We start from the raw sequence: 22,764 nt of genomic DNA, 5'->3' as shown, positions 1-22,764 counted from the left end.
CGGCGTGCGGCAGCGTCCATGCGACGCGGCGCCGTCGACCGCGGCGACCATCTGCCGTCGCCCATCAACTCCCTTGCCCATGACGACTGATGACTTGGAGTCCATAGTGGGACAGCCCGTCCGCACCGCGGTGTACCTGGATCCGGAAGCTTCCGTGGAGGCGAGGATCGAGGACCTGCTGTCACGGATGACCCTGCCGGAGAAGGTCGGGCAGCTGTTGACGCTCGACGCGCAGCACGGGGACCTGGAGGACATCGTGTCGGCCAAGCTGGCCGGTTCGGTCCTGCATGTGACGCCCGCGCTGATGCCGGAGGCCATGGAGCTGGCCGGGCGGTCTCGGCTCGGCATTCCCCTGCTGACCGGCGACGACGGTATCCACGGCCACTCGTTCTGGCCGGGCGCGACCATCTTCCCGACCCAGCTGGGCATGGCCTGCAGCTGGGATCCGGCTCTGCTTCAGCAGGTCGCCCGCGTGGCCGCGACCGAGATCGCGTCCACCGGCATCCACTGGACGTTCTCGCCGGTGCTGTGCATCACCCGGGACCTGCGCTGGGGCCGGATCAACGAGACGTTCGGCGAAGACCCGCTCCTGATCGGCGAGTTGGGCGCGGCGATGGTGCGCGGCTACCAGGGGGAGGGCCTGAGCGACCCGACGGCCGTGCTGGCGTGCGCCAAGCACTTCGCGGGCTATTCCGAGACCCTGGGCGGGCGGGATGCGAGCGAGGCCGATCTCAGCCCACGCAAGCTGCGCTCGTGGTTCCTGCCCCCCTTCGAGCAAGCGGCCCGGGCCGGCTGCCGCACCTTCATGCTCGGCTACCAGTCCATCGACGGCGTGCCCATCACCGCGCACCAGTGGCTGCTCAACGACGTGCTCAAGGGCGAGTGGGGCTTCACCGGCACGCTGGTGACCGACTGGGACAACGTCGGCCGGATGGTCTACGACCAGCGGACTTGCGCCGACCACGTCGAGGCGGCGGCGGTCGCCGTCAACGCCGGCAACGATCTCATCATGGCCACGCCGGCGTTCTTCGAGGGCGCGCAGGAGGCGGTCGCCCGCGGCCTGGTCGAGGAGAAACAGGTCGACGACGCGGTACGACGGGTGCTGCGGCTGAAGTTCGAACTCGGGCTCTTCGAGGACCCCCGCATACCCGATCCCGACCGGCAGGCACAGGTGATCGGCTGCCGCGAACACGCCGACCTCAACCTGGAGACCGCCCGTCGTTCCCTGGTGCTGCTGCGCAACGACGGGATCCTGCCCCTCGAAGACCGGCTCACTTCGGACGGGACCGGTCGCGCTGAGGGCCGGGGCACGCCGCGGACGATAGCGGTCATCGGCCCTAACGCCGACAGCCCGCAGGCGATGCTCGGCGACTGGGCGGGCGCCACCGGACAGGTCCCGTGGATGCCCGAAGGCCATCCACGGGAAACGGTGGAGACGGTGCTGGACGGCCTTCGCGCCGTCGCGCCGTCCGACTGGACCATCACACATGCCCGCGGGGCCGATATCGAAAGCCTCGCCTTCGACCCCACCCAGTGGTCGCTCGGGCCCGACGGCCAGCCGCAGCCGCCCGTCTTCACCCCGGCCCCGGTCGACCAGGCACAGCTTCGGGAGGCCACCGCCGCTGCCCAGGCCGCCGACTACGCCGTCGTCGTCGTGGGGGACACCATCGCGCTCGCAGGCGAGGTGCGTTCCACTGCCACCCTCGAGCTCCAAGGAGGCCAGCTCGCCCTGTTGGAGGCGGTAGCCGCCACCGGCACACCCATGATCGTCGTACTCGCCCAGTCCAAGCCCAGCAGCCTCCCGGACTCGGCCCTCAACGCGGCAGCGCTCATCGAGGCGTTCAACCCGGGTATGCGCGGCGGTCGCGCCATTGCCGAACTCCTCCTCGGGCTGATCGAACCCAGCGGCCGGCTCCCGGTCTCCTTCGCCCGCCACGTCGGACAGCAACCGGTCTTCTACAACCAGGTGCGGGGCCAGCACGGGAACCGCTACGCCGATCTCACCCAGGACCCCCTGTTCGCGTTCGGCGAGGGCCTGAGCTACACCACCGTCACCTACTCCGACCTCGTCGTACACGACCCTGACGTGTCCGCGGACGGCACCGTCCACGCCACGGTACGACTCACCAACAGCGGCAACCGGCCCGCTCTGGAGACGGTCCAGGCGTACGTCAGTGACCTGACCACCAGCGTCACCTGGGCCGAGCAGGAGCTGAAGGCTTTCACCCAGGCCGAGATCCCTGCCGGCGAAACCCTAGATGTCGGCCTCAGTATCCCTGCCGCGCACTGCTCACTCGTCACGGCCGACAACCGTCGCGTGGTCGAACCAGGCGAGTTCATGCTCCGTGTCGGCCCCAGCTCACGGCGGGAGCACCAGCTCAGCGCGGGATTCCGCATCCGGGCCTGAGGGCCGGCGTCCGGCTGCCTCTCCGGGCGGCCGGTCGGGCCCGGCCTGACATACCGAAAGGCACGCGTGTGTCCACTCCACCCCTCGATCCGCACTACCCCGTCGCGCATCTGCGCCCGCCCCGCAACTGGGTCAACGATCCCAACGGGCTGGTCTTCCACGACGGCCAGTACCACGTCTCCTACCAGTACAACCCGTACGGCGCGACACACGCGAACATGCACTGGGGCCACTTCCGCAGTCCCGACCTGTTGAGCTGGGAGCCGCTGCCGATCGCCCTGTCCCCGACTCCCGGTGGTGTGGACGGCGACGGCTGCTTCTCCGGCAACGCCGTCTCCGACGGCGACCGGCTCGTCGCCTTCTACTCCGCGCACCTCGTGGAGCGCTCGCCCCAGCACCAGCCGGTCACTTGCGCTGTCTCCCACGACGGCGGCACGACCTTCAGCCCGCGGGGCGAACTGCTCATCCCCGAGCTGCCCGAGGGCTGCACCATGTACCGCGACCCGTACGTGTGGCGGGACGGTGACGGCTGGCGGATGCTGGTCGGCGCCGCCTTCGCGGACGGCCGCGCCGCCGCCCTCCTGTACGAGTCGCCCGATCTGGAGACCTGGATCTACCGAGGCCCCTTCGTGGCCCGTCACCCGGAGCCCATCGGCGGCACCGAAGAGCTCACCGGCGATGGCTGGGAGTGCCCCCAGTACCTCCCGGCAGCCGGCGGACAGGCCGCGCTCATCTTCAGTACCTGGACCGAACCCACTGGTCCGATGCGCGTCGCCGCCCTGATCGGCGAAGAGCACGATGGCCACTTCAAGGCAGGCGCACCGGTGTGGGCGGACCACGGCCCGGACTGCTACGCACCTGCCCTGCTGCGTGCACCTGGTGGCAGATGGCTGCTGTGGGGCTGGTCTTGGGAAGCCCGCGACCAAGCCTGGGCCGCCGCCGGCGGATGGGCCGGCGTCCTCACCGTGCCCCGCGAGATCCATGTCGGCGGCGACGGCACGCTGCGTCAGCGGCCCGCCACCGAGCTGCTCGCGCTGCGCGGTGAGCGCACTGTGCAGGCCGAGGGTGCGATCCATGGCCCGGAGCCGGTGGAACTGGGCAGCGTGGGACGGGCCTTCGACCTGACGGCCCGTCTGCAGTCGACCGGGACCGCCGGCCTGCGCCTGCTCACCACCCCGGACGGATCCGAGTACCTCGACATCCGCCTCGATCCGGACGCGGGTGAACTGGTCGTCGACCGCTACCACGCCTCCTTGGACACGCGGGCTCACGGCGGCGCCTACCGGATGCCCTGCCCCACCGGACAGCCGGTCGACCTGCGCGTGGTCGTCGACCACTCCATCGCCGAGGTCTTCCTGACCTCCACCGGCCAGGTCCTCACGCTGCGGTTCTACCCGACAGGGCAGGGCGCGTGGCGACTTCAGGCCCGCACCGCACCGGGCACGCGCCTTCGCTACGCGGTCGATGCGTGGGAGCTGCACCCGCTGGTGATCAAGACGCCGACCGCCGGCGCCGCAGAGCAGTACTGAACCAACAGGTCTGAAGGAGGATCCTCAATGAGCTCGCACGGTTTTGGACGACGTCAGTTCCTCACCACCGCCATCGGCGTCGCCGCCGCCTGGACCCAGGTTTCCGGCAACGCTTCCGCAGCCACCTCGTCGCGCAACTCGTCCGTGCAGGTCTGGCTTACCGACATATCGGCCAAGAAATGGGTCGCCGGCCAGAGCGATGTGCTGTTCCGCGCGAAGAGCACCACCAACCCGCTCACCATCAAGGTCGACGACAGCGTCCAGTACCAGAAGATCCAGGGCTTCGGGGCGGCCATGACCGACTCCTCCGCGTGGCTCATCAACAAGCTGTCCACCGCTGACCGAGCGAAGCTGATGCAGAAGCTGTACGACCCCGCGAAGGGCATCGGCCTCAGCCTGATCCGTACGCCGATGGGCGCCACGGACTTCAACGCGTCCGGCAACTACTCCTACGACGACATGCCGGCGGGACAGACGGACCCGACGCTGTCCAACTTCTCGGTCCAGCACGACGAGAAGTACATCATTCCGGTCTTGCGGCAGGCTCTCGCACAGAACCCGTCCGCCAAGATCCTGGCCAACCCATGGAGCCCGCCAGGCTGGATGAAGACCTCGGACTCCATGATCGGCGGCACCCTCAAGAGCGAGAACGCTTCCACGCTGGCCGACTACTTCGTGAAGTTCATCAAGGCTTACGACAAGGCCGGTGTGCCGATCTCCTACATCACGCCGCAGAACGAGCCCATGGGCACGCCCAGTTGGCCCGGCATGTTCCTGTCCGCCTACCAGGAATCCGCGTTGATCCAGGAGATCGGCCAGGCGTTCGCGGCCAACCGCATCTCCACGAAGATCCTCGCCTGGGACCACAACTGGGATGTGCCCTCGTACCCCGAGACGATCTTCAGCGACCCCGCCGCTTCCCAGTACACGGCTGGCACCGGATGGCACATCTACAGCGGCAACCCGACCTACCAGACTGTGGTCCACAACGACTTTCCGGGCAAGGAAACCTACATCACGGAGGCCAGTGGAGGCGTCTGGCAGGGCGACGACGAGACGGCGTTCAATGACGCACTCGGCACGTGGATCATCAAGGGCATGCGCAACTGGGCGAACGGTGTGATGCTCTGGAACACCGCGCTCGACCCCGAGTTGGGGCCCCTCAACAGCGACACCAACGGCATCCCCATGTGCCGGGGACTGGTCACGGTCGATCCGGACAGCGGGCAGGTGTCCTACAACGTGGACTACCACGCACTCGCTCACGCCAGCCGGTTCGTGAAGCCCGGAGCGCATCGCATCTACTCGAACACCTTCGGGGAAGGAAGCATCGAGAGCGTCGCGTTCCTGAACCCGGACGGCTCGAAGGTCGTGATCGCGTACAACTCGGGTAGCGCCGCGAAGAACTTCAGCGTGGCGGACGGGACGCAGTCCTTCGACTACACCCTGAACGCCGGCGACGCTGTCACGTTCACCTACACGGGCCGGCGCAGCGGCGGGACCCCCGCGGCGACCAATGTCTTCGACCCGACCCATGACTTCACGTTCAAGTCGTCATTGGGGCCGATGACGGTCACGTACGACCCGGAACTCCTGCAGTACCAGAACGCCGTCCGCACCGGGAACAGGCTGCTCACGTACTCCCTTCCGATGGGAGCGTCGATCCGGACGCCCGGATCCTCGTTGAGCCGTGGCAAGTGGACCGCCACGGCCTCGTCGAGCCCGGACTGGGGTGCGGCCTCGAACGCGATCGACGGCGACATCAACAGCCGGTGGAATCTCGGCCAGGGGACGACCAGCGGCGCCTGGTTCCAGATCGATCTGGGAAGCCCGACGAGCTTCAACAAGATCGTCTTCGCCACCGGAGAAAGCAACTCCTTCGACTACGTCACCAAATACCAGGTGTATGTCTCGGACGACGGGGCCGAATGGGGCAGCGCGGTCGCGAACGGCAACGGGAACATAGGGAAGATAGCCGTCACGTTGCCGGAGCAGACGGCACGGTACATCCGCATCGTCTGCGTCGCGGCATCCGGCTTCTGGTGGAGCATCGCCGAAATCAACGTATACGGATCCTCGAGCGGCACCGGTTCCATCGCAGCCCCGACAGCGGTCCCCAAGGGGCTCCAGCTGAAGACCTGGACCAGCGCGGAAGGGGCACAGGTCACCACGGTGTTCAACGGCACCACGAGCAGCCACAGCTTCCCGGTGGCCGCCGACGGCTCGTACACCTACACCCTGGCGAGCGGGACCTCGGCGATGTTCACCACGCAGAAGCTGTCCAGCTTCCCCGCACCGGTCTTCAGCAGCCTGAAGCCGAAGCAAGGCATACCGCGCGCCAAGTTCACGATCAGCGGTTCTCACTTCGGTGACGCCCAGGGGCTGGGTACGGTGCGTTTCGGCAAACTCTTCGCCGAAATCGACAGCTGGTCGGACACGAGCATCAGCGCGTACGTGCCGAGCGGTCTTGCGGTGGGCGCGTACAAGGTCTCGGTGAATGGAGCCGGCGGAGCGGAAGCGGGTGAAGCTGCCTTCGACGTCATAGACCTGGGCCCCGCGCTGTCGCGCACGGGCTGGACCGCCACGACCTCCGACACAAGCCCGTACAACGACGGTCCCGCAAACATGCTGGACGGCGATTCCGGCACCCGGTACAGCTCCGGAAGAGGCCAGTACGACGGCCTGTGGATCCAGGTGGACATGGGGCAGACGCAGACGTTCGGCAAGATTCTGCTGGATTCCGGCAGCAATATTGGCGACTATGCACGAAGCGCGGACGTGTACGTCTCCTCGAATGGCACCGACTGGACCAAGGTTTCCTCCATAGCGGACGGCCAGCGAGTCGAGCTGATTTCCTTCCCGACTCAGACAGATCGCTACATCAAGGTCGTCAACACAGGCGACGTCGCGAGTAACTGGTGGTCAATCGCAGAATTGACCGTCTACAGCTGACCTCGGGCTTTCATGCGGGGTGGCTATTCACCCCCCGAGGTCGAGAGAGTGCCTCCGACCGCAGGAACAGGTACCCCTGACCTCCTTGTTCCTGCATTGGTCGGAGGCACTTTCAGCAAGAGCCCGCAAGGGGTGAAGTTAATTGCTCGCCGGATTCCTCGCAGTAGAGGTCGGCGCAGTTGACGTGCACGAAGGGCACCGGCCATTCATGTCACATCGCGTTCGGCCGAGCACCTGGATCCCACGGCAGACCACGTGTGGGGACCGGTCAGCGGCTGGCACGGATCATCACGGTGAGGACCGGCGAGGCCGGTGAGGGCTGGGTCCCGCAGCGCGTTCAGTTCCGGTGTGGCGTGGCGCGAGCGGAACGGGGTCACCTTCTCACCGGGCTTGCGCTTTTGCATGCGGAGCACGACCGCCCGGTCCGTGATCGTGTCGGGCAGGTCGCCGATCGAGGCCAGCGCGGCCATGGCGAAGGTCGGATACGGGGTCGGCTTGTGCTCCGGACCGGAGATCCGCCAGGCGGGCCGGTTGCGCTGGTGTCCGGCGTTCAGTCGGCCGCGCAGCTCCTCGTTCTCGCCGGCCTTGCTGAAGATGGTGTCGGCCTCGTCCACCAGGATCGTGCGCGGGTTCTTGCCGATGACGCGGAAGAGCACCGCCGTGGACATGTTCACCGTCATGATCGGCTGGTGGACGGTCTCGTGGAGCACGTCCAGCACCCGGGACTTGCCGCAGCCCTTCGTCGGGCCGACGACCGCCAGGCGCGGCGCGTGCTGCAGAACGCTCTGGATGTGCGTGGCCGCCACCCACAGGGTGACCGCGGTCAGCGCCTCGTCACTGGGCAGCACGACGTACTTGCCGATCGCCGCCCGCAGCTCATCCAGCAGTTCCGCACCCTCACCGGAACCCCGTTTCACGGGGTCTGCCGGTCCCCGAGGAGGCCGGGGACCGACCTCGTGATCCGGTCCCCGTGCGTCGACGGGACCGGTCCCCTCCTGGTGGGCGGTTCCCGCCACGGGTGTGTCGGTCCCCAGCGACCGGCGGGGACCGTGCTCATGGTCCCCATGACGGTCCCCTGGTGCAACGGCAGCCCCTTGGGGGCCGGTCCCCGATTTCCCGCCGCTGGCCTGCGGGTTTGCGATGCACAAGCGCCGCTCCAAGCAACTCGCCAAGGCGAAGGCCAAGCTGGGGAAGGCGGAGCGGAAGGCCCGTGAGGCCGCCGAGGCAGTGGCCGCCCTGGAGGACGATGCCGCGTGATGTGTGCCTGATCCGTGTCGGAGCTGTAACCCGAGGGCGCCGCCCCACCGCCCTGATGCGGTGGGGCGGCGCCTTGCGTCTGCCTCGGATCAGGTCAGCTGCGCGGTCGGTGGATTTCCTGCCGGGCCCGATCGATCGCGGCAGCGGCTGTATCTCCAGCCAGCCGCTCGATCTCCTCGGGAGCCTTCCGCTCGTCGAGGACGAAGAGCCTGTCACCAACGAGACGGGTGGTCGTCTTCCAGCCGAGACGCCGTCCTGCCTCCCTGGCGGCACGCCGGACGTCCTTGAGCTCGCCCATCTCCGCAAGATCGTCAGCGCCAAGGATCAGCTGACCGTAGTACCCCTCGTGCTCCGCCTTCAGCGCGGCCCGCATCAGCGACTCAATCCGCTCGACCAGCTTCTCGTACCGGCGCCGGGCCAGCTCGTCCTTAGCGGGCATCTCGCACAGCTCCCCACCTCCGCCCGCAGCCGCATGTGTGCCATATGCGTGCTGCGAGTACGAAGGCCCTCCCGTCCGATGGACGGAAGGGCCTCTGACCAGGTGTTTCTCTGTGCCCCCGGCAGGATTCGAACCTGCGACACCCGCTTTAGGAGAGCGGTGCTCTATCCCCTGAGCTACGAAGGCGTGTGGATCTCGGTGAGACCCGGCGACTAGCGTAGCCGATGTGGGGTTGTGGCTGGCAAGGTTCTGGTTTTTGCAGGTCAGGGGAGGGGGAGGGGGAGGCGGGGAAGGTCAGTGGGGGAGGCGGAGTTGTAGGCCGTCGAGGACTACGTCCAGGCCGTAGGTGAACTTCGTGTCGCGGAGGGTGGCCGGGTCGCGGGGCGCGGCCGTGGAGTAGGCGTCGGACAGGTGGTCGTGGCCGGCGGCGGCCTGTTGGGCGGCGGGCATCAGGCGGGCGATGAAGGCGGCCTCCGTCTCGCCGGAGCGGGCGACCGTGGTGAGCCAGGCGGCCTCCGTGGTGCTCATGCCGATGACGTAGGTGAGGACCGTGTCGATGGCTCGGCCCGGCTCGGGGAAGCCCGCGGCCGTGAACAGGGCGGCCAGGCGCTCGGAGTACGACATGAGGTTGGGGCCCAGATAGGCGAGGCCCGCCTGGCCCAGGACCGAGGAAAGCCAGCGGTGGCGCAGGGCCGTCGCGCGGAAGGACTGGGCCGCCTCGGTGGCGGCGGCGCGCCAGTCGGCGCTGTCGGCGGGCGGCACGGTGATCTCGGCGAAGACCTCGTCCACGGCGAGCTCCATCAGCTCGTCCTTGGTGGCGACGTGCCGGTAGAGGGAGGTCGCGCCGGCGTTCAGGCGGGCGCCGAGCTTGCGCATGCTGAGCGCCTCGATGCCGTCCGCGTCCAGCATGACGATCGCCTCGCGGACGATCGCGGACCGGCTCAGCGCCGGCTGGTCGGGTTCGCGTTGCTGCCGGGTCCACACCGACGGGATCGGGTTCGGGGTCGAGTTCTTGGTGGCGGCCATGATGTTGCCTGCTCCCCTCGTGCGTACAGCGTTCGCATCCAGCGTACATCGATGGAGGGTTGCGCACACTGTTCCGCTCTGCGTACAGTGTTCGCAACGAAGGAACAGCGTGCGCAGTCGAAAGGGAAGCTCATGGAAACCCGTAATCCCCGTCGCTGGTGGATCCTGATCGTGCTCTGCCTCAGCACGCTGGTCCTGGTGGTCGACAGCATGGCGCTGACCGTCGCGGTGCCCTCGATGACGGAGGACATCGGCGCGAGCGCCCAGGACACCCAGTGGATCCTGGACTCCTACATCCTGGTCTTCGCCGGGCTCCTGCTCACCTCGGGAAGCCTCGGTGACCGGTTCGGCCGACGGAAGATCATGATCATCGGCCTGCTGCTCTTCGGGGCGGCCTCACTGGCCGCGACCTTCTGCACCAACCCGGGCGAGGTCATCGCCGTAAGGACCGCGATGGGCGTCGGCGGGGCGCTGATCATGCCCTCGACGCTGTCGATCCTCATCACCGTCTTCGACGAGGAGGAACGTGGCAAGGCGATGGCGGCCTGGGGCTCGGTGTCGATGCTCGGCCTGGTCGGCAGCCCGGTGCTCGGCGGCGTACTGATCGACCACTTCTCCTGGCACTCGATCTTCTTCATCAACGTCCCGGTCGTCGCGCTGGCCGTCCTCGCCGGTCTCACCCTCATGCCCGAGTCGAAGGCGCCCTGGCAGAAGGCCGACCCGCTCGGCGCCGTGCTCTCCGCGGTCGGCATGACCGCCCTGGTCTGGTGGATCATCGAGCTCCCGCAGCACGGCGCCTTCGGCGGCCACGCCGGTATCACCCTGGCCGTCGCGGTCCTCTCCCTCGTCGGGTTCGTGGTCTGGGAGAACGTCACCGCCGTGCCGATGGTCCCGCTCGTGCTCTTCAAGAGCCGCAACTTCAGCGGCGGTTCGCTCTCGCTCGCCCTCGTCCAGATCGGCAACGGCGGCCTGCTCCTGGTGCTCACCCAGTACCTGCAGTTCGTGCTCGGCTACTCGCCCGTCAAGGCGGGCCTCGCCTTCGTACCGCTGGCCGTCGCCGCACTCGTCGGCAACACCGCCGGGACGCAGCTCACCACGAAGATCGGCCACCGTTACGTCATCCTCGCCGGAATGCTCCTCATGGTCGCCTCCTTCGCCCTGCTGACCACCGTCTCGGCCGACTCCGGCTTCGCGGTCCCGGCCGTCGCTCTGGGTCTGCTCGGCCTCGGTGCCGGTCTGGCGATGCCGGCCGCGGTCGGTGCGCTGATGGGCACGATCCCGGCGGACAAGGCGGGCGTCGGCTCCGCCCTGAACGACACCATCCAGCAGGCCGGCACCGCGCTCGGCATCGCGATCCTCGGCTCGCTGCTCACCAGCGGCTACGCCGACGAGATGCCCGCCGACGCCCCCGAGCAGGCCAAGCAGTCGATCGCCGGCGCCCTGGCCGTCGCCCACGGCGACACCGCTCTCGTCCACGCCGCCCGGGAGGCCTTCACCGACTCGATGTCGACCACCTTCACCGTCAGCGCGACAGGCGTCCTCGCCGCCGCCGTCCTCGCCACCCTGGTGATGCGGAACGGCAAGCAGCCGGAGACGGCGGAGGCGGCCCCTGCCGAAACCGAGACCGAAACCGAGGCCGAGACCGAAACCGAGACCGAGACCGAAACCGAGGCCGAGGCCGAGAAGCCCGCGTCGGCGCCCGTCGCCTGACCCGATCCACCCCGATCCACCAACCAGTGACCGATCCGCCAGCCAGTGACCGATCCACCAGCCACTGACCGATCCACCTCGATCCACCAGTGACCGACCAAGGCCGGTGCCCCCAAGGGCACCGGCCTCACTCACGCGTTCGACACCCGCCGAAACCGCCCCGCCACCCGCAGATCCGCCTCGATCCGCGTGGCCGCCGAGTGCAGTTCGGGCAGCACCTTGGCGACGCATTCCTCGGGCGTACGGCGGCTGCTGTGCATGGCGACGTTGACGGCGGCCACGACCCGGCCGCCACGCTCGCGCACGGGTACGGCGATGGAACGCAGCCCCTCCTCCAACTCCCCGTCGACCAGGGCGAATCCGTTCTCCCGTACGCCGTCCAGCAGCGCCGTCAGTTGCTCCGGGTCGGTGACCGTGTACGGGGTCAGCGGCCGCAGTTGGCCCAACTTCCGTTCCGTGGGCGGGAGATCGGCGAGGATCGCACGGCCCAGCGAGGTGGCGTACGCGGGCAGTCGCGAGCCGGTCGTGACGTTGACGCTCATGACACGGCTGACGGAGACACGCGCCGTGTACTGGATCTCCTCGCCCGTGAGGATCGCGAGCGACGTCGAGTCCTGCAGCCGCTGCGAGAGTCGCGTGAGGTGCGGCGCCGCGATCTGGGGGAGCGACGCACGGGACAGCGGCGGGAAGCCGAGGCCCAGGACGCGCGGGGTGAGCCGGAAGACCCGGCCGTGCGCGGTGACGTATCCGAGGTGCTCCAGGGTGATCAGGGCGCGCCGGGCGGTCGCGCGGGCGAGGCCCGTGGCCTGGGCGACCTCCGTGAGCGTCAGCTCGGCGCGGCCCTCGCCGAACGAGGTGATCACGGTCAGCCCGCGGGCCAGCGACTCGATGAACTCCCGGCCCAGTTCCTGCTTGGAGGCGCCGGTCCAGGCGGCGAGGCCGGACGCGGGGGCGGGCTGGGCGGGCGGCGCCTCGCGCAGCTCCCGTTCCATCGTTTCGACGGCCGCGCGCAGCCGCGGCAGCAGCGTGTCGCGCAGATCGGCCGCGCTGTGCCGGCTGGTGTGGCTCACCACGCTCACCACGCAGGCGATACGGCCGCCGTCGGCCTCCCGCACGGGTACGGAGAGGGCGACCAGCCCCGGCTCGATCAACTGGTCGTCGAGCGCCCAACCGGCCTCCCGCGCCTCGGCCGTACGCTGCTCGAAGTCCTCGCCGGGGATGGGCTGTCGGCGCCGTACGCCGTCGCCGTCGCCGGTGACGTCGATCGGCCGGCTGCGCGCCGGTACCGCCGGGAACCCGCGGTCCTCCGGGTCGGACGCGCGGCGCTCGTGCCAGTGCGCCCACTGCGCGTCGTCCCACTCGGTGGCGAACAGCGGTCCGGGCGCGGTGCGTTCGGCGGGCAGGAGATCGCCGATGCGGAAGCTCAGTGACATGGCGCGGCGCCGGGTCGCCTGGTGGATGAAGCGGATCCCGTCGCGGTCGCCGACCGCGAGGGACACCGACTCGTCCAACTCGTCGGCGAGGGCGTCCGCGTGGGCGTCCAGGAGGCGAGGCAGGCGCAGCGCGGACAGGTAGGCGTTGCCGAGCTCCATCAGGCGTGGGGCGAGGACGGCGTCGCGGCCGTCGAGGCGTACGTATCCCATGCGTGCGAGGGTCGCGGTGATCCGGTCGACCGTGGAACGGGCGAGGCCGGTGGCGCGCTCCAGTCCGCTCAGGCTGGACATCCCGTCGGCCTCGGTCAGCCGTCGCAGGACGGCGATACCGCGCATGAGGGGGGCGACCGCCTCGGCAGGCACCGCTGCGGCGAAATCCTCGGCGGGCACCGCACTCTCCGGAGTGGCGGCCGAGGCGGCGTTCGATGGCATGGGCTCTCCGTTGCGGATCTCGGAAGAGACACCGTAGACGGTAGTGCGTGCCCGGGAGATGCGCCTGATGGCTCGGCGAGGGGGAGGCCCGCCTCGCTCAGCGCCGCGTCACCCGCACCCGGTAGTCCCCGGAGGGGTCCGCCCCCGCGACCGTGATCGTGATGCCGCTGCGGGGGTCCTTGAAGGACTCGCCGGGCTCGAAGGTCGCGTCGGAGAGTTCCGCGTGGACGTTGGGGCTGCGGGTGCAGCCGCCGCTGTCGCGCCGGGAGTCGTAGACGCTGATGGGACCGTTGCCGGTGTCGACGTTCGCCGCGACCTTGTAGATGAGGATTCCGGGGCGGCAGACGGTGGAGTCGTTGCCCTCGCGGGTGCGCAGTTCGAGGGCGTAGCCGGTCTTCCTGCTGATCGGTACGAAGACGAGCTTGGCGCCGCCGGTCCGGGCCAGCGGAGTGAGCGTGTACTCGGTGGGCCCGCGTGCCGCGGCGCAGCTGACCTGGGAGTCGTCGAGCCAGCCCAGTTTCCACTTGTGCCAGCCGAGCAGGTCGTTGTCGGCGCCCCAGTCCTCGCTCATGATGTCCCAGTGCCCGACGGCGCCGCCGCCGTCCGCCGTGTAGAGGTCGGGCAGGCCGAAGGTGTGGCCGTTCTCGTGCGGCAGCACCCGGTAGCCGGTGTCCGGGTAGGAGCCGGAGCCGTCGTCCTGGCGGCTGTAGATGAAGGACGCGTTGGCGACGGGGACGCCGTCCGCGACCGGCGCCTCCGCGTTCCCGGCGAACGTCACCGACAGGACGGTGTCCAGGGCGGAGGGGCCCGCGTTCGGGGTGACCAGGACGTTCAGGAGGTCGTAGGAGCGGAAGTCGACCTTGGGGTCGGCCGCGGCCACGATGTCCTGGACCAGGTCGCGGTAGCCGGGGTCGAAAGGGGCGCCGCGCTCTATGCCGTAGGCCCTGAAGGACTTGGGCATGCGCAGCCAGTGCGGGATCGGGGCTTCGGGGCGGTAGTCGAGGCGGCCGTAGGAACTGGTGGCGAACCACTTCTGGGTCTGCGGGAAGAACTCGTGGAACCGGTCGAGGGCGCTGCCCTGCCCGGGCGCGTCGGAGAAGTCGACCATGAGGTTGAGGGCCCGGACGGTACCGGTGGAGCGGGAGTAGCCGGTCTGGGTAGGCAGGCCCTCGGACATCTGGACGTCCGTGGGGCCGTTGATCATGCAGGGACCGAGCGCCGTGGTGCGGGCCAGCGCGATGGAGCCCGCCGCGGAGGGGCCCGCCGTCAGGTGCCCGGTGCCGGCGGAGGTGCTGACCGCCAGCGTCAGGACGGTCACCGAGGCGAGCGCGGCCGCGCGGCGCGGGCGTATCCGACGGCTGACGGGCTGCACGCGACGGCTGGTCGGCTGCATACGCGGCCCTTCGCTCCACGGCAGCCACCGGTCGCCGGCTGCACCCTTTCGATCACCCTGTGTCGAGGGATGCGGGGGCGCGCGCTGGAGTCGACCGATCGAGGGGTTCCTGTCCGAAGGCCCCTGTTGGGCATGTGACTCAGGTCACATGAAAACAATCCGGGAGCGGGAAATAACCGGGGATCGTTTCCCCGTTTAGCCATGTGTCCGAGTGAAACGGGGATCCACTCCCCGGATCGCACCCAGAGTCATCCGTCAGTCGAGGAGTACGCCGTGGAGACCGCCACCCCCGTGCAGCGCCGAGTGCCCCGGCCGCGGGCCGATGCCCTGCGCAACCGGGAGCGGATCGTCGCCGCCGCCCGCGAGATGTTCGTCGAGTTCGGCCACGAGGTGCCGTTCGACGAGATCGCCCGCCGGGCCGGTGTCGGCAACGCCACGGTGTACCGCAACTTCCCGGACCGGGACGCCCTGGCCCGCGAGGTCGTCTGCTCGGTCATGGACCGTATGTCGGAGCGGATCGAGACGGCGCTGGCCGAGGACGGCGATGCCTTCGAGGCGCTGAGCCGCTTCGTGCACGCCTCCGTCGAGGACCGGATCGGCGCGCTCTGCCCGATGCTCAGCGGGAGCTTCGACCAGAGCCACCCGGACCTGCTCGCCGCACGCGAGCGGGCGACGGAACGGGTGGAGGAGCTGATGCGGCGCGCCCGTACGGCAGGGCAGCTGCGCCCCGACGTCGAGTTCGGCGACCTGATGATCGCCCTCAGCCAGCTCAGCAGGCCGCTGCCCGGCACCGCGTGCCAGGGCATCGACAGCTTCGTCCACCGTCATCTGCAGCTGTTCCTGGACGGGCTGCGGGCGCCCGCCCGCTCCGTGCTGCCGGGCGCGGCCGCGACCGTGGAGGACCTGCGACGAGCCACCCCGTAACCGTCCGATCGACCGATTGGTTCGGCGCCCGTCGCCGGTCACCACTCGCAACAGGCTTCCGGCCGTCAGCGCCGACGGACCGCCTCCTTCCTCAACTTTTTCGCCATCGACGTTCCTCGCGGGTCTAGAAATTCACCGCGAAATTCACCGCGAAGTTCACTGCGAAATTCGCTACGAAGTCCCGGAGTGGGTATCCCCATGTCTGAAACAGCAAAGGCCACCGCCTCCTTGGAGGAGCGGGCCGCTCACAGCAACCGCTGGAAGGCGCTCGCGTTCATCGCGCTCGCCCAGCTGATGGTCGTCCTCGACGCGACGATCGTGAACATCGCACTGCCCTCCGCCCAGCAGGATCTGGGGATATCGGACGGCAACCGGCAGTGGGTCATCACGGCCTACGCCCTCGCCTTCGGCGGACTGCTGCTCTTCGGCGGCCGTATCGCCGACATCTGGGGCCGCAAGCGCACCTTCGTCACCGGCCTGATCGGCTTCGCCCTCGCCTCCGCCCTCGGCGGCGCCGCCCAGAGCGAGGCCATGCTGCTCGGCTCCCGCGCCCTGCAGGGTGCCTTCGGCGCGCTGCTCGCGCCCGCCGCGCTCTCCCTGCTCGCGGTGATGTTCACCGACGCCAAGGAGCGCGCGAAGGCGTTCGGCATCTACGGTGCGATCGCCGGTGGCGGTGGCGCCGTCGGCCTGATCCTCGGCGGATTCCTCACCGAGTACCTGAACTGGCGCTGGACCTTCTTCGTCAACATCCCGTTCGCGATCGTCGCGGCCGCGGGCGCGTACTTCGTCATCCGTGAGCCGGCCGGCGGCCGCAACCGCTCGCCGCTCGACATCCCGGGCGTCATCCTCTCGACCCTCGGTCTGGTCTCCCTGGTCTACGGCTTCACGCGCGCCGAGTCCGAGGGCTGGAGCGACTCCGTGACCATCGGCATGTTCGTCGCCTCCGCCGTGCTGCTCGCGTCCTTCGTGTTCGTCGAGTCCCGCGTCAAGGCGCCGCTGCTGCCGCTGCGCGTCATCACCGACCGCAACCGCGGTGGTGTGTACCTCTCGCTCGGCCTCGCGATCATCGCGATGTTCGGCCTGTTCCTCTTCCTGACCTACTACCTGCAGATCGTGAAGGGCTACTCGCCGGTCAAGACCGGCTTCGCCTTCCTGCCGATGATCGTGGGCATGATCACGGGCTCCACCCAGATCGGCGCCCGCCTGATGACCCGCGTCCCGGCGCGGCTGCTGATGGGCCCCGGCTTCCTGACCGCCGCGGTCGGCATGCTGCTGCTGACCCAGATGGAGATCGGCTCCTCCTACGCCGCTCTGCTGCTGCCGGCCATGCTGCTGCTCGGCCTCGGCATGGGTACGGCGTTCATGCCGGCGATGTCGCTGGCCACCATCGGCGTGCAGCCGCGTGACGCCGGTGTCGCCTCGGCCATGGTCAACACCTCGCAGCAGGTGGGCGGCGCGATCGGTACGGCGCTGCTGAACACGATCGCCGCCTCGGCCACCACGTCGTACATCAAGGACCACATCGCCGGCGCTGCCTCCAAGCCGCAGCAGCAGCTCGTGCAGCTGGAGGCCATGGTGAAGGGCTACACCAGCGCGATCTGGTTCGCCGTCGGCATCCTCGTCGTCGCCTCGGCGATCGCCTTCACCTTCGTCAACGCCGGCCGCCCGGACCTCACCCCGGCCTCCGGCTCGACCGAGGGCGACGGCGTCGAGGACGAGCTCAAGGTGCCGGTGATCGCCCACTGACCGGCTGACCTCACCGGCAGCCCCTCATCGGCCGAGCCGCTTTCCTCCGGGTACTTCGCGTACGTACGAGGGGTGGGGACGCCTCGCACGTACGAATCCCAGGGTCCGCCCCGGTTCCGCACTCAGCGGAGCCGGGGCGGACCCGCGTCCGCCACCCGCTGCCTCTGCCGGTCGGCTATCGCAGCCAGGGCAGGTCGGCGCCCGGGTCCTTCGGCTGGAGTCCCTCGGCGACGATCTCCATGATCTCGCCGAGGGCCTTCTGCTGTTCGGGGGAGAGCCGCTCGAACATCGCCTGCCGTACGGCGCTCACATGGCCCGGCGCGGTCCGGCCGAGGACCTCGTAGCCCTGGTCGGTCAGCACCGCGAACTGGCCCCGCTTGTCGGAGGGACAGTCCTCGCGGCGCACCCAGCCGTTCTTCTCCAGGCGGGCGATCGCGTGGGAGAGCCGGGAACGGGTGATCTTCGCCATCATGGCCAGCTCGGTCATCCGCAGCCGGCGCTCCGGTGCCTCGGCGAGCGCGACGAGGAGGCCGTAGTAGATGTGCGGCATACCCGCGTCACGCTGCAACTGGCGGTCGAGGTGGTCCTCGAGGAGGGTGGTGGCGTGCATGTAGGAGCGCCAGATGCGCTGCTCCTCGTCGGTGAGCCAGCGGGGCTCTTCTGCGGGTACGGATGCCGGTGCCGTGTTCATGTACTCCACTGTACGAGCCTTCTCCTTGAACATTAAACAACCAAGGGGTAGGCTGTGCGCAGAGAAGCTTGAGGATTCAAGTAGATTCAGAAAGCCGGGGCGCAGGGCCTCGGATCGCTGATCCACCGGAGGGAGTCGCCGTCATGTCCGCCGCCACTCAGGAGCGCATGCCCGCCCTCTATCTCAGTCACGGCGCCCCGCCGCTCGCGGACGACCCGGTCTGGCCCGGTGAACTCGCCGCCTGGTCGGCCGACCTCCCGCGCCCCAAGGCGATCCTCGTCGTCTCCGCCCACTGGGAGGAGGCCCCGCTCGCCCTCGGCGCGGTGCACACCGTCCCCCTCGTGTACGACTTCTGGGGCTTCCCCGAGCACTACTACCAGGTGACGTACGCGGCTCCCGGCGCCCCCGAACTCGCCGAGTCCGTACGGAAGTTGCTGCGCGCGCCCGGCACCCCGGTGCAGGACATCCCGGACCGCGGACTCGACCACGGGGCGTACGTCCCGCTCGTCGAGATGTTCCCGGGCGCCGACATCCCGGTCCTGCAGATCTCCATGCCGACCCTCGACCCGGTCCGGCTGTTCGAGATCGGCCGCAAGCTGGCCCCGCTGCGCGACGAAGGCGTCCTGATCATGGGCTCCGGGTTCTTCACGCACAACCTGGCGGCGCTGCGGCAGGGCGGCATCCCGTCCTGGTCGGTCGAGTTCGACGACTGGGGCCACCGGGCGCTGGACACCCGTGACTGGGACGCGCTGCTCGACTTCACCCGCAAGTCCCCGGCCGGGCGGCTGGCCCACCCCCGCACCGAGCACTTCGCCCCGCTCTTCGTGGCGATGGGCGCGGCGGACGCGACGGGGGAGCTGGACGGGCAGCGGTCGGTGATCGACGGCTTCTGGATGGGGCTGGCGAAGCGGTCGGTGCAGTTCGGCTGACCTCGCGGCGGTGGGGCGGCCCTGCAGACCTACAGCCCTACAGCTCCTTCTCGTACCAGGCGACATCCCAGTAGCGGCCGAACTTGCGGCCCACCTCGCGATAGGTGCCGATGTGCCGGAAGCCGAAGCGTTCGTGCAGCCGCGCGGACGCCTCGTTCGGCTGGGCGATGCCCGCGTAGGCCCGGTGCAGGTCCTCCCCGGCCAGGGCCTCGAAGAGGGACTTGTAGAGAAGTGTGCCGATACCGTGCCCACCCGCATCGGGGGCGAGGTAGACGGTCACCTCCACGGAGGTGCCGTACGCGGGCTTGGGGCGAAACGCGCTGGATGTGGCGTACCCAAGAATCGCCTGTGAGTTCACATCGCTGGCAACCATGAGCCGATGCGGGCCGTCTTCAGGGTGGGAGAGCAGCCAGGGGCGCCGTTCTTCCGGCGTGAAGACGGCGGTGTCGAATGTGATCGGCGTCTCACGCACGTAGTGGTTGTAGATGTCCGTGAGGGCGTCGAGGTCAGCTTCGACTCCTGGCCTGACCTGCACCTCTGTACGTTTCGACAACGTTTGGCCTCCCGGTGTGGCGGCACAGGGTACTGCATGATCAGAAAAATAAGGGGGTGGGTGGGAATTCTGTCCGGTTTCCAGTCGTTGTTTCCATCGGATGCCGGGCACCCGACGAGGGTGAACCCAGTGTTCTGGACCACCCGCTAGCCCACCATCGCAAGGGAGCACGCATGGCAACCCGTGCCGTCGCCGCGCGTCGTACGTCCGCCACTCGCGGATCCGACACGGCAAACAGCGTTCGCACCTCAGGCGGCGAGATCGCCGACCGCGACCTGGTCGGCATGTATCTCGACGAAATCGCGCGTACGCCGCTGCTCGACGCCGCGAAGGAAGTCGAGCTGTCGCAGACCATCGAGGCGGGTGTGTTCGCCCAGCAGATCCTTGCCGGGGAGGTCGGCGATGCCAAGGCCGAGGCGACCCGTGAGGAACTCGAAGCGCTCGTCGCCGAGAGCGAGCGGGCCAAGGACGTCTTCATCCGCTCGAACCTCCGGCTGGTCGTCGCCGTGGCGCGCCGCTACCCCCGCAGCGGCCTCCCGCTCCTCGACCTGATCCAGGAGGGCAACGCCGGCCTGGTGCGCGCGGTCGAGAAGTTCGACTACCGCAAGGGCTTCAAGTTCTCCACGTACGCCACGTGGTGGATCCGCCAGGCCATCACCCGCTCCATCGCCGACCAGTCGCGCACGATCCGCCTCCCCGTCCACCTGGTCGAGGAACTGGGCCGGATACGCCGGGTGCAGCGCGAGTTCAACCGCGAGCACGGGCGCGACCCCGAGCACACGGAGATCGCCGCCGAGCTCGGCTCGACCCCGGAGCGCGTGGGTGACGTCCTGGACTGGGCCCGCGACCCGGTCTCGCTGAACATGGGGGTGGACGACGACGGTGACACCCAGTTCGGTGACCTCCTGGAGGACACGTCCGCGGTCTCGCCGGAGCAGTCGGTCCTGACCCTGCTGCGCAGCGAGGAACTGGACGACCTGATCGGCCGCCTCGACCAGCGCACGGCCTCGATCATCAAGATGCGGTACGGCATCGAGGACGGCCGGGAGCGCACGCTCACCGAGGTCGGCAAGCAGCACGGCCTCACACGCGAGCGCATCCGCCAGATCGAGAAGCACGCCCTGCTGGAACTGAAGAAGCTCGCCCGCGACACCGGCTTCGACGCGGCGGCGTAAGGAAGCGTCGTCGATGACGCACGATGACACAAAGGGTCGTGTCGCGGTCGAAACGGGGGCGAAAATCGACCGGACATGGCCATGTAAGGCCGCTTCAACCTGCTGAGCACTGGGCACAAGACTTCAGGGCCCAGCCTTCAGGACCCACTGAACGGTCCCGGGCACCGCGCCCAGGACCCACAGAGCCGAGTTCCGACGCACTCCCCCCTCGCGTCGGGACTCTTCCAGAGCCGAGCTCCGGCGCCTCACCCCCCCTGGCGCCGGGGCTCGGCTCCATTTCCGGCATCACACACGCGGAGCGGCGGGTTTCGGGCAGGCCGACGGGCCACCCCGAACCTGAACCCCGGGGTGACCCGGATGGCAGATTGTGCCACAGAGGCATAACCTGCCGTTTGTGACCGGTACCACCCCTGGCGGAAGGGCGCCGCGGTCGGGCCCTTCGCTGATCGAACGACGCAAGGCCGCCACGCGCATGGAGATCGCCCGGTCCGCGGCCGCGCTCTTCATGCGGAACGGTCTGCGGGCCACCCGCGCCGAGGACATCGCCCGCGCCGCCGGCATCGCGCCACGCACGTTCTACCGCTACTTCGCGAGCAAGGAGGAGGCGCTCGGCCCCCTCTTCGCCGCAGGCGCCCAGAAGTGGGCGGAGGCAGTACGCGACGCCCCCGCCGACCTGTCCGTCCCCGAGGCGCTCCGGCACGCGGTCAAGCAGACCCTGACACCCGGCGTAGGCGTACGGCGGGAATCCCTGGAGTGGGTCCGCTCCCTGATCCGGCTGGCGGAGACCAGCCCGGCCCTGCTGCGGGTCTGGGGCGAGGCCTGCCAGACGGGGGAGCGGACGCTCGCGAGGGTGCTGACGGTGCGGGTCTCCGGGGGCGAGGGGCGCGCCGAGCCCGACGTCTCGGCCGCTTCTGCCCCCGCCGAGCCCGACGTCTCGGCCGCTTCTGCCCCCGCCCCCATCGCCGTCTCGCCCGAGCTCCGTTTCGGTGCCGCCGTGGCGAGCGCGGCGGTCCGCGTGGCTGTGGAGGCCTGGGCCGCCGGGGACGCAGCGGCGGACGGCCCGGAGGGCCCGGCCGAGCTGGCGCTGCGCCACCTCGGGGCGCTGCGGGACTTCCCCTGGAACGCCGCATGAAGGGCCGCACGAAGCGCTGTACGGCGTGCTCAGCGGCGGGTGCTCACGCCGCCCGGCCGCCTGCCGCCCGAGTCAGCCGAGCCCCCAGGTCCCGTACGTATCCGACCAGTTCCGGCGGCTCGTGGACCGTGAACTCGCAGTCCACCATCGCGATGCGCACCGCCAGCCACTCCACGGAGTCGCCGGAGGAGCCGCGCAGCCGGCAGCTGTGGTCGTCGATCGGCTCCGGTGGGCCGACCCACTTGGGCAGGCGCGCGATGATGAAGTCGGCGGGCGCGGCGAACGTGACGTCGAACTCGTAGGTCTCCTGGCGCCGGAACATCGACTGCCGCAGAAACTCCGCAGCGTCCCCCGTGGGCAGCTCGCGCGGGGTGAAGCGGGCCCCCGTCGCGAAGGGCTCGGTGACCCGGTCGACGCGGAAGGTCCGCCAGTCCTCGCGGTCGAGGTCGTACGCGACGAGGTACCAGCGGCGGCCGGTCGACACGAGCCGGTAGGGCTCGGTCAGGCGCCGCGACGGCGTGCCGTCCCCGGAGCGGTACGCGAACCGCAGCCGCTCCTGCCCGGCCACCGTCGAGGCCATCACGGTCAGCGTCTCGGGCGCGATGCTCGCCCCGTCGCCGCTGGTCAGCGGGGTGGTCGCGGCCTGGAGGACGGACACCCGGTGCCGAAGCCGGCTCGGCAGCACCTGCTCCAGCTTGGCGAGGGCGCGTACGGAGGCCTCGTCCACGCCCTCGACGGCGTGCCCGGCGCCGGCCCGCAGCCCCACCGCGATAGCCACCGCCTCCTCGTCGTCCAGCACGAGCGGCGGCATCGCCTTCCCGGCCACCAGCCGGTACCCGCCGTCGGAACCCTTGGTGGCCTGCACCGGATACCCCAGCTCGCGCAGCCGGTCGACATCGCGGCGGACCGTGCGACGGGACACCCCGAGCCGCTCGGAGAGCTCGCCGCCGGGCCATTCGCGGGGGGTCTGGAGGAGCGAGAGGAGCTGAAGCAGCCGTGCCGGCGTGTCGGTGGTCATGAGGCCCCCTCGGGCGGG

General features: G+C 69.5%; 16 protein-coding genes, 1 tRNA gene and 1 pseudogene. 9 read left to right on the top strand and 9 right to left on the bottom strand.

Annotated features, from left to right (window positions below; translation table 11 throughout):
- The first annotated feature begins 79 nt into the window (after positions 1-79).
- From ABZS97_RS04155 to ABZS97_RS04145, 3 genes are all read left to right on the top strand, one after another.
- Positions 80-2,407: a glycoside hydrolase family 3 N-terminal domain-containing protein gene (locus tag ABZS97_RS04155; protein WP_356133304.1), complete on the top strand. Its 2,328-nt coding sequence runs from the start codon at positions 80-82 to the stop codon at positions 2,405-2,407.
- Positions 2,408-2,475: 68 nt separating this feature from the next.
- The gene (locus ABZS97_RS04150; RefSeq protein ID WP_356133302.1) at positions 2,476-3,936 is read left to right on the top strand and encodes a glycoside hydrolase family 32 protein; all 1,461 of its coding nucleotides are present in this window, start codon (positions 2,476-2,478) and stop codon (positions 3,934-3,936) included.
- Between the two features lie 27 nt (positions 3,937-3,963).
- Complete coding sequence (locus tag ABZS97_RS04145) at positions 3,964-6,888, top strand: discoidin domain-containing protein (RefSeq protein WP_356133300.1); 2,925 nt, start codon at positions 3,964-3,966, stop codon at positions 6,886-6,888.
- A gap of 323 nt (positions 6,889-7,211) precedes the next feature.
- Here ABZS97_RS04145 and ABZS97_RS04140 read toward each other — a convergent pair.
- The 4 genes and pseudogenes from ABZS97_RS04140 to ABZS97_RS04125 form a co-directional block, all read right to left on the bottom strand.
- Positions 7,212-7,805, bottom strand: a pseudogene (locus tag ABZS97_RS04140) (hypothetical protein); the annotation flags it as partial.
- 434 nt (positions 7,806-8,239) lie between these two features.
- Entirely contained in the window at positions 8,240-8,584 is a 345-nt protein-coding gene (locus tag ABZS97_RS04135) for a hypothetical protein (protein WP_356133298.1), read from the bottom strand.
- Positions 8,585-8,697: 113 nt separating this feature from the next.
- Positions 8,698-8,770, bottom strand: a tRNA-Arg gene (locus tag ABZS97_RS04130).
- A 108-nt stretch (positions 8,771-8,878) separates the two neighbouring features.
- Positions 8,879-9,610: a TetR/AcrR family transcriptional regulator C-terminal domain-containing protein gene (locus tag ABZS97_RS04125; protein WP_356133296.1), complete on the bottom strand. Its 732-nt coding sequence runs from the start codon at positions 9,608-9,610 to the stop codon at positions 8,879-8,881.
- 132 nt (positions 9,611-9,742) lie between these two features.
- On the opposite strand from ABZS97_RS04125, the gene ABZS97_RS04120 reads away from it, so the two are divergent.
- Positions 9,743-11,320 (top strand): MFS transporter, encoded by a 1,578-nt coding sequence (locus ABZS97_RS04120; RefSeq protein WP_356133294.1) that lies wholly within the window; start codon positions 9,743-9,745, stop codon positions 11,318-11,320.
- 131 nt (positions 11,321-11,451) lie between these two features.
- On the opposite strand, the gene ABZS97_RS04115 is transcribed toward ABZS97_RS04120, so the two are convergent.
- A complete protein-coding gene (locus tag ABZS97_RS04115) occupies positions 11,452-13,089 on the bottom strand; it encodes an IclR family transcriptional regulator C-terminal domain-containing protein (RefSeq protein ID WP_356133374.1) in 1,638 nt (545 codons plus the stop codon).
- 193 nt (positions 13,090-13,282) lie between these two features.
- Positions 13,283-14,578, bottom strand: coding sequence for a M6 family metalloprotease domain-containing protein (locus tag ABZS97_RS04110; protein ID WP_356133292.1), 1,296 nt, complete (start codon positions 14,576-14,578; stop codon positions 13,283-13,285).
- Positions 14,579-14,851: 273 nt separating this feature from the next.
- Between ABZS97_RS04110 and ABZS97_RS04105 the strand changes: the two genes are divergently transcribed.
- On the top strand, positions 14,852-15,502 hold the full coding sequence (locus tag ABZS97_RS04105; RefSeq protein WP_356133290.1) for a helix-turn-helix domain-containing protein: 651 nt from the start codon (positions 14,852-14,854) through the stop codon (positions 15,500-15,502).
- A 198-nt stretch (positions 15,503-15,700) separates the two neighbouring features.
- A complete protein-coding gene (locus ABZS97_RS04100; protein WP_356133288.1) occupies positions 15,701-17,248 on the top strand; it encodes an MFS transporter in 1,548 nt (515 codons plus the stop codon).
- A 175-nt stretch (positions 17,249-17,423) separates the two neighbouring features.
- Here ABZS97_RS04100 and ABZS97_RS04095 read toward each other — a convergent pair whose 3' ends face one another.
- Positions 17,424-17,939 carry a MarR family transcriptional regulator gene (locus ABZS97_RS04095; RefSeq protein ID WP_356133286.1) on the bottom strand — a complete coding sequence of 172 codons (516 nt, stop codon included), beginning with the start codon at positions 17,937-17,939 and terminating at the stop codon, positions 17,424-17,426.
- A gap of 143 nt (positions 17,940-18,082) precedes the next feature.
- Here ABZS97_RS04095 and ABZS97_RS04090 point away from each other — a divergent pair, with 143 nt between their 5' ends.
- Entirely contained in the window at positions 18,083-18,868 is a 786-nt protein-coding gene (locus ABZS97_RS04090) for a class III extradiol ring-cleavage dioxygenase (protein WP_356133284.1), read from the top strand.
- A gap of 37 nt (positions 18,869-18,905) precedes the next feature.
- Here the strand turns inward: ABZS97_RS04090 and ABZS97_RS04085 are convergent, their stop codons facing one another.
- Positions 18,906-19,421 carry an N-acetyltransferase family protein gene (locus ABZS97_RS04085; protein WP_356133281.1) on the bottom strand — a complete coding sequence of 172 codons (516 nt, stop codon included), beginning with the start codon at positions 19,419-19,421 and terminating at the stop codon, positions 18,906-18,908.
- A gap of 173 nt (positions 19,422-19,594) precedes the next feature.
- Here ABZS97_RS04085 and ABZS97_RS04080 point away from each other — a divergent pair, with 173 nt between their 5' ends.
- Together ABZS97_RS04080 and ABZS97_RS04075 are read left to right on the top strand one after the other, a co-directional pair.
- Positions 19,595-20,596 (top strand): sigma-70 family RNA polymerase sigma factor, encoded by a 1,002-nt coding sequence (locus ABZS97_RS04080; protein ID WP_356133279.1) that lies wholly within the window; start codon positions 19,595-19,597, stop codon positions 20,594-20,596.
- Between the two features lie 472 nt (positions 20,597-21,068).
- Complete coding sequence (locus ABZS97_RS04075; RefSeq protein WP_356133372.1) at positions 21,069-21,728, top strand: TetR family transcriptional regulator; 660 nt, start codon at positions 21,069-21,071, stop codon at positions 21,726-21,728.
- 43 nt (positions 21,729-21,771) lie between these two features.
- Here ABZS97_RS04075 and ABZS97_RS04070 read toward each other — a convergent pair whose 3' ends face one another.
- A complete protein-coding gene (locus ABZS97_RS04070) occupies positions 21,772-22,746 on the bottom strand; it encodes a WYL domain-containing protein (RefSeq protein WP_356133277.1) in 975 nt (324 codons plus the stop codon).
- Between the last annotated feature and the right edge of the window lie 18 nt (positions 22,747-22,764).

The organism is Streptomyces sp. NPDC005485, from assembly GCF_040606085.1.
In the GTDB taxonomy this organism is placed as follows: Bacteria; Actinomycetota; Actinomycetes; order Streptomycetales; family Streptomycetaceae; genus Streptomyces.
Note: the sequence above shows the minus strand (reverse complement) of the source record. Positions and strands in the feature narration are given on the sequence as shown.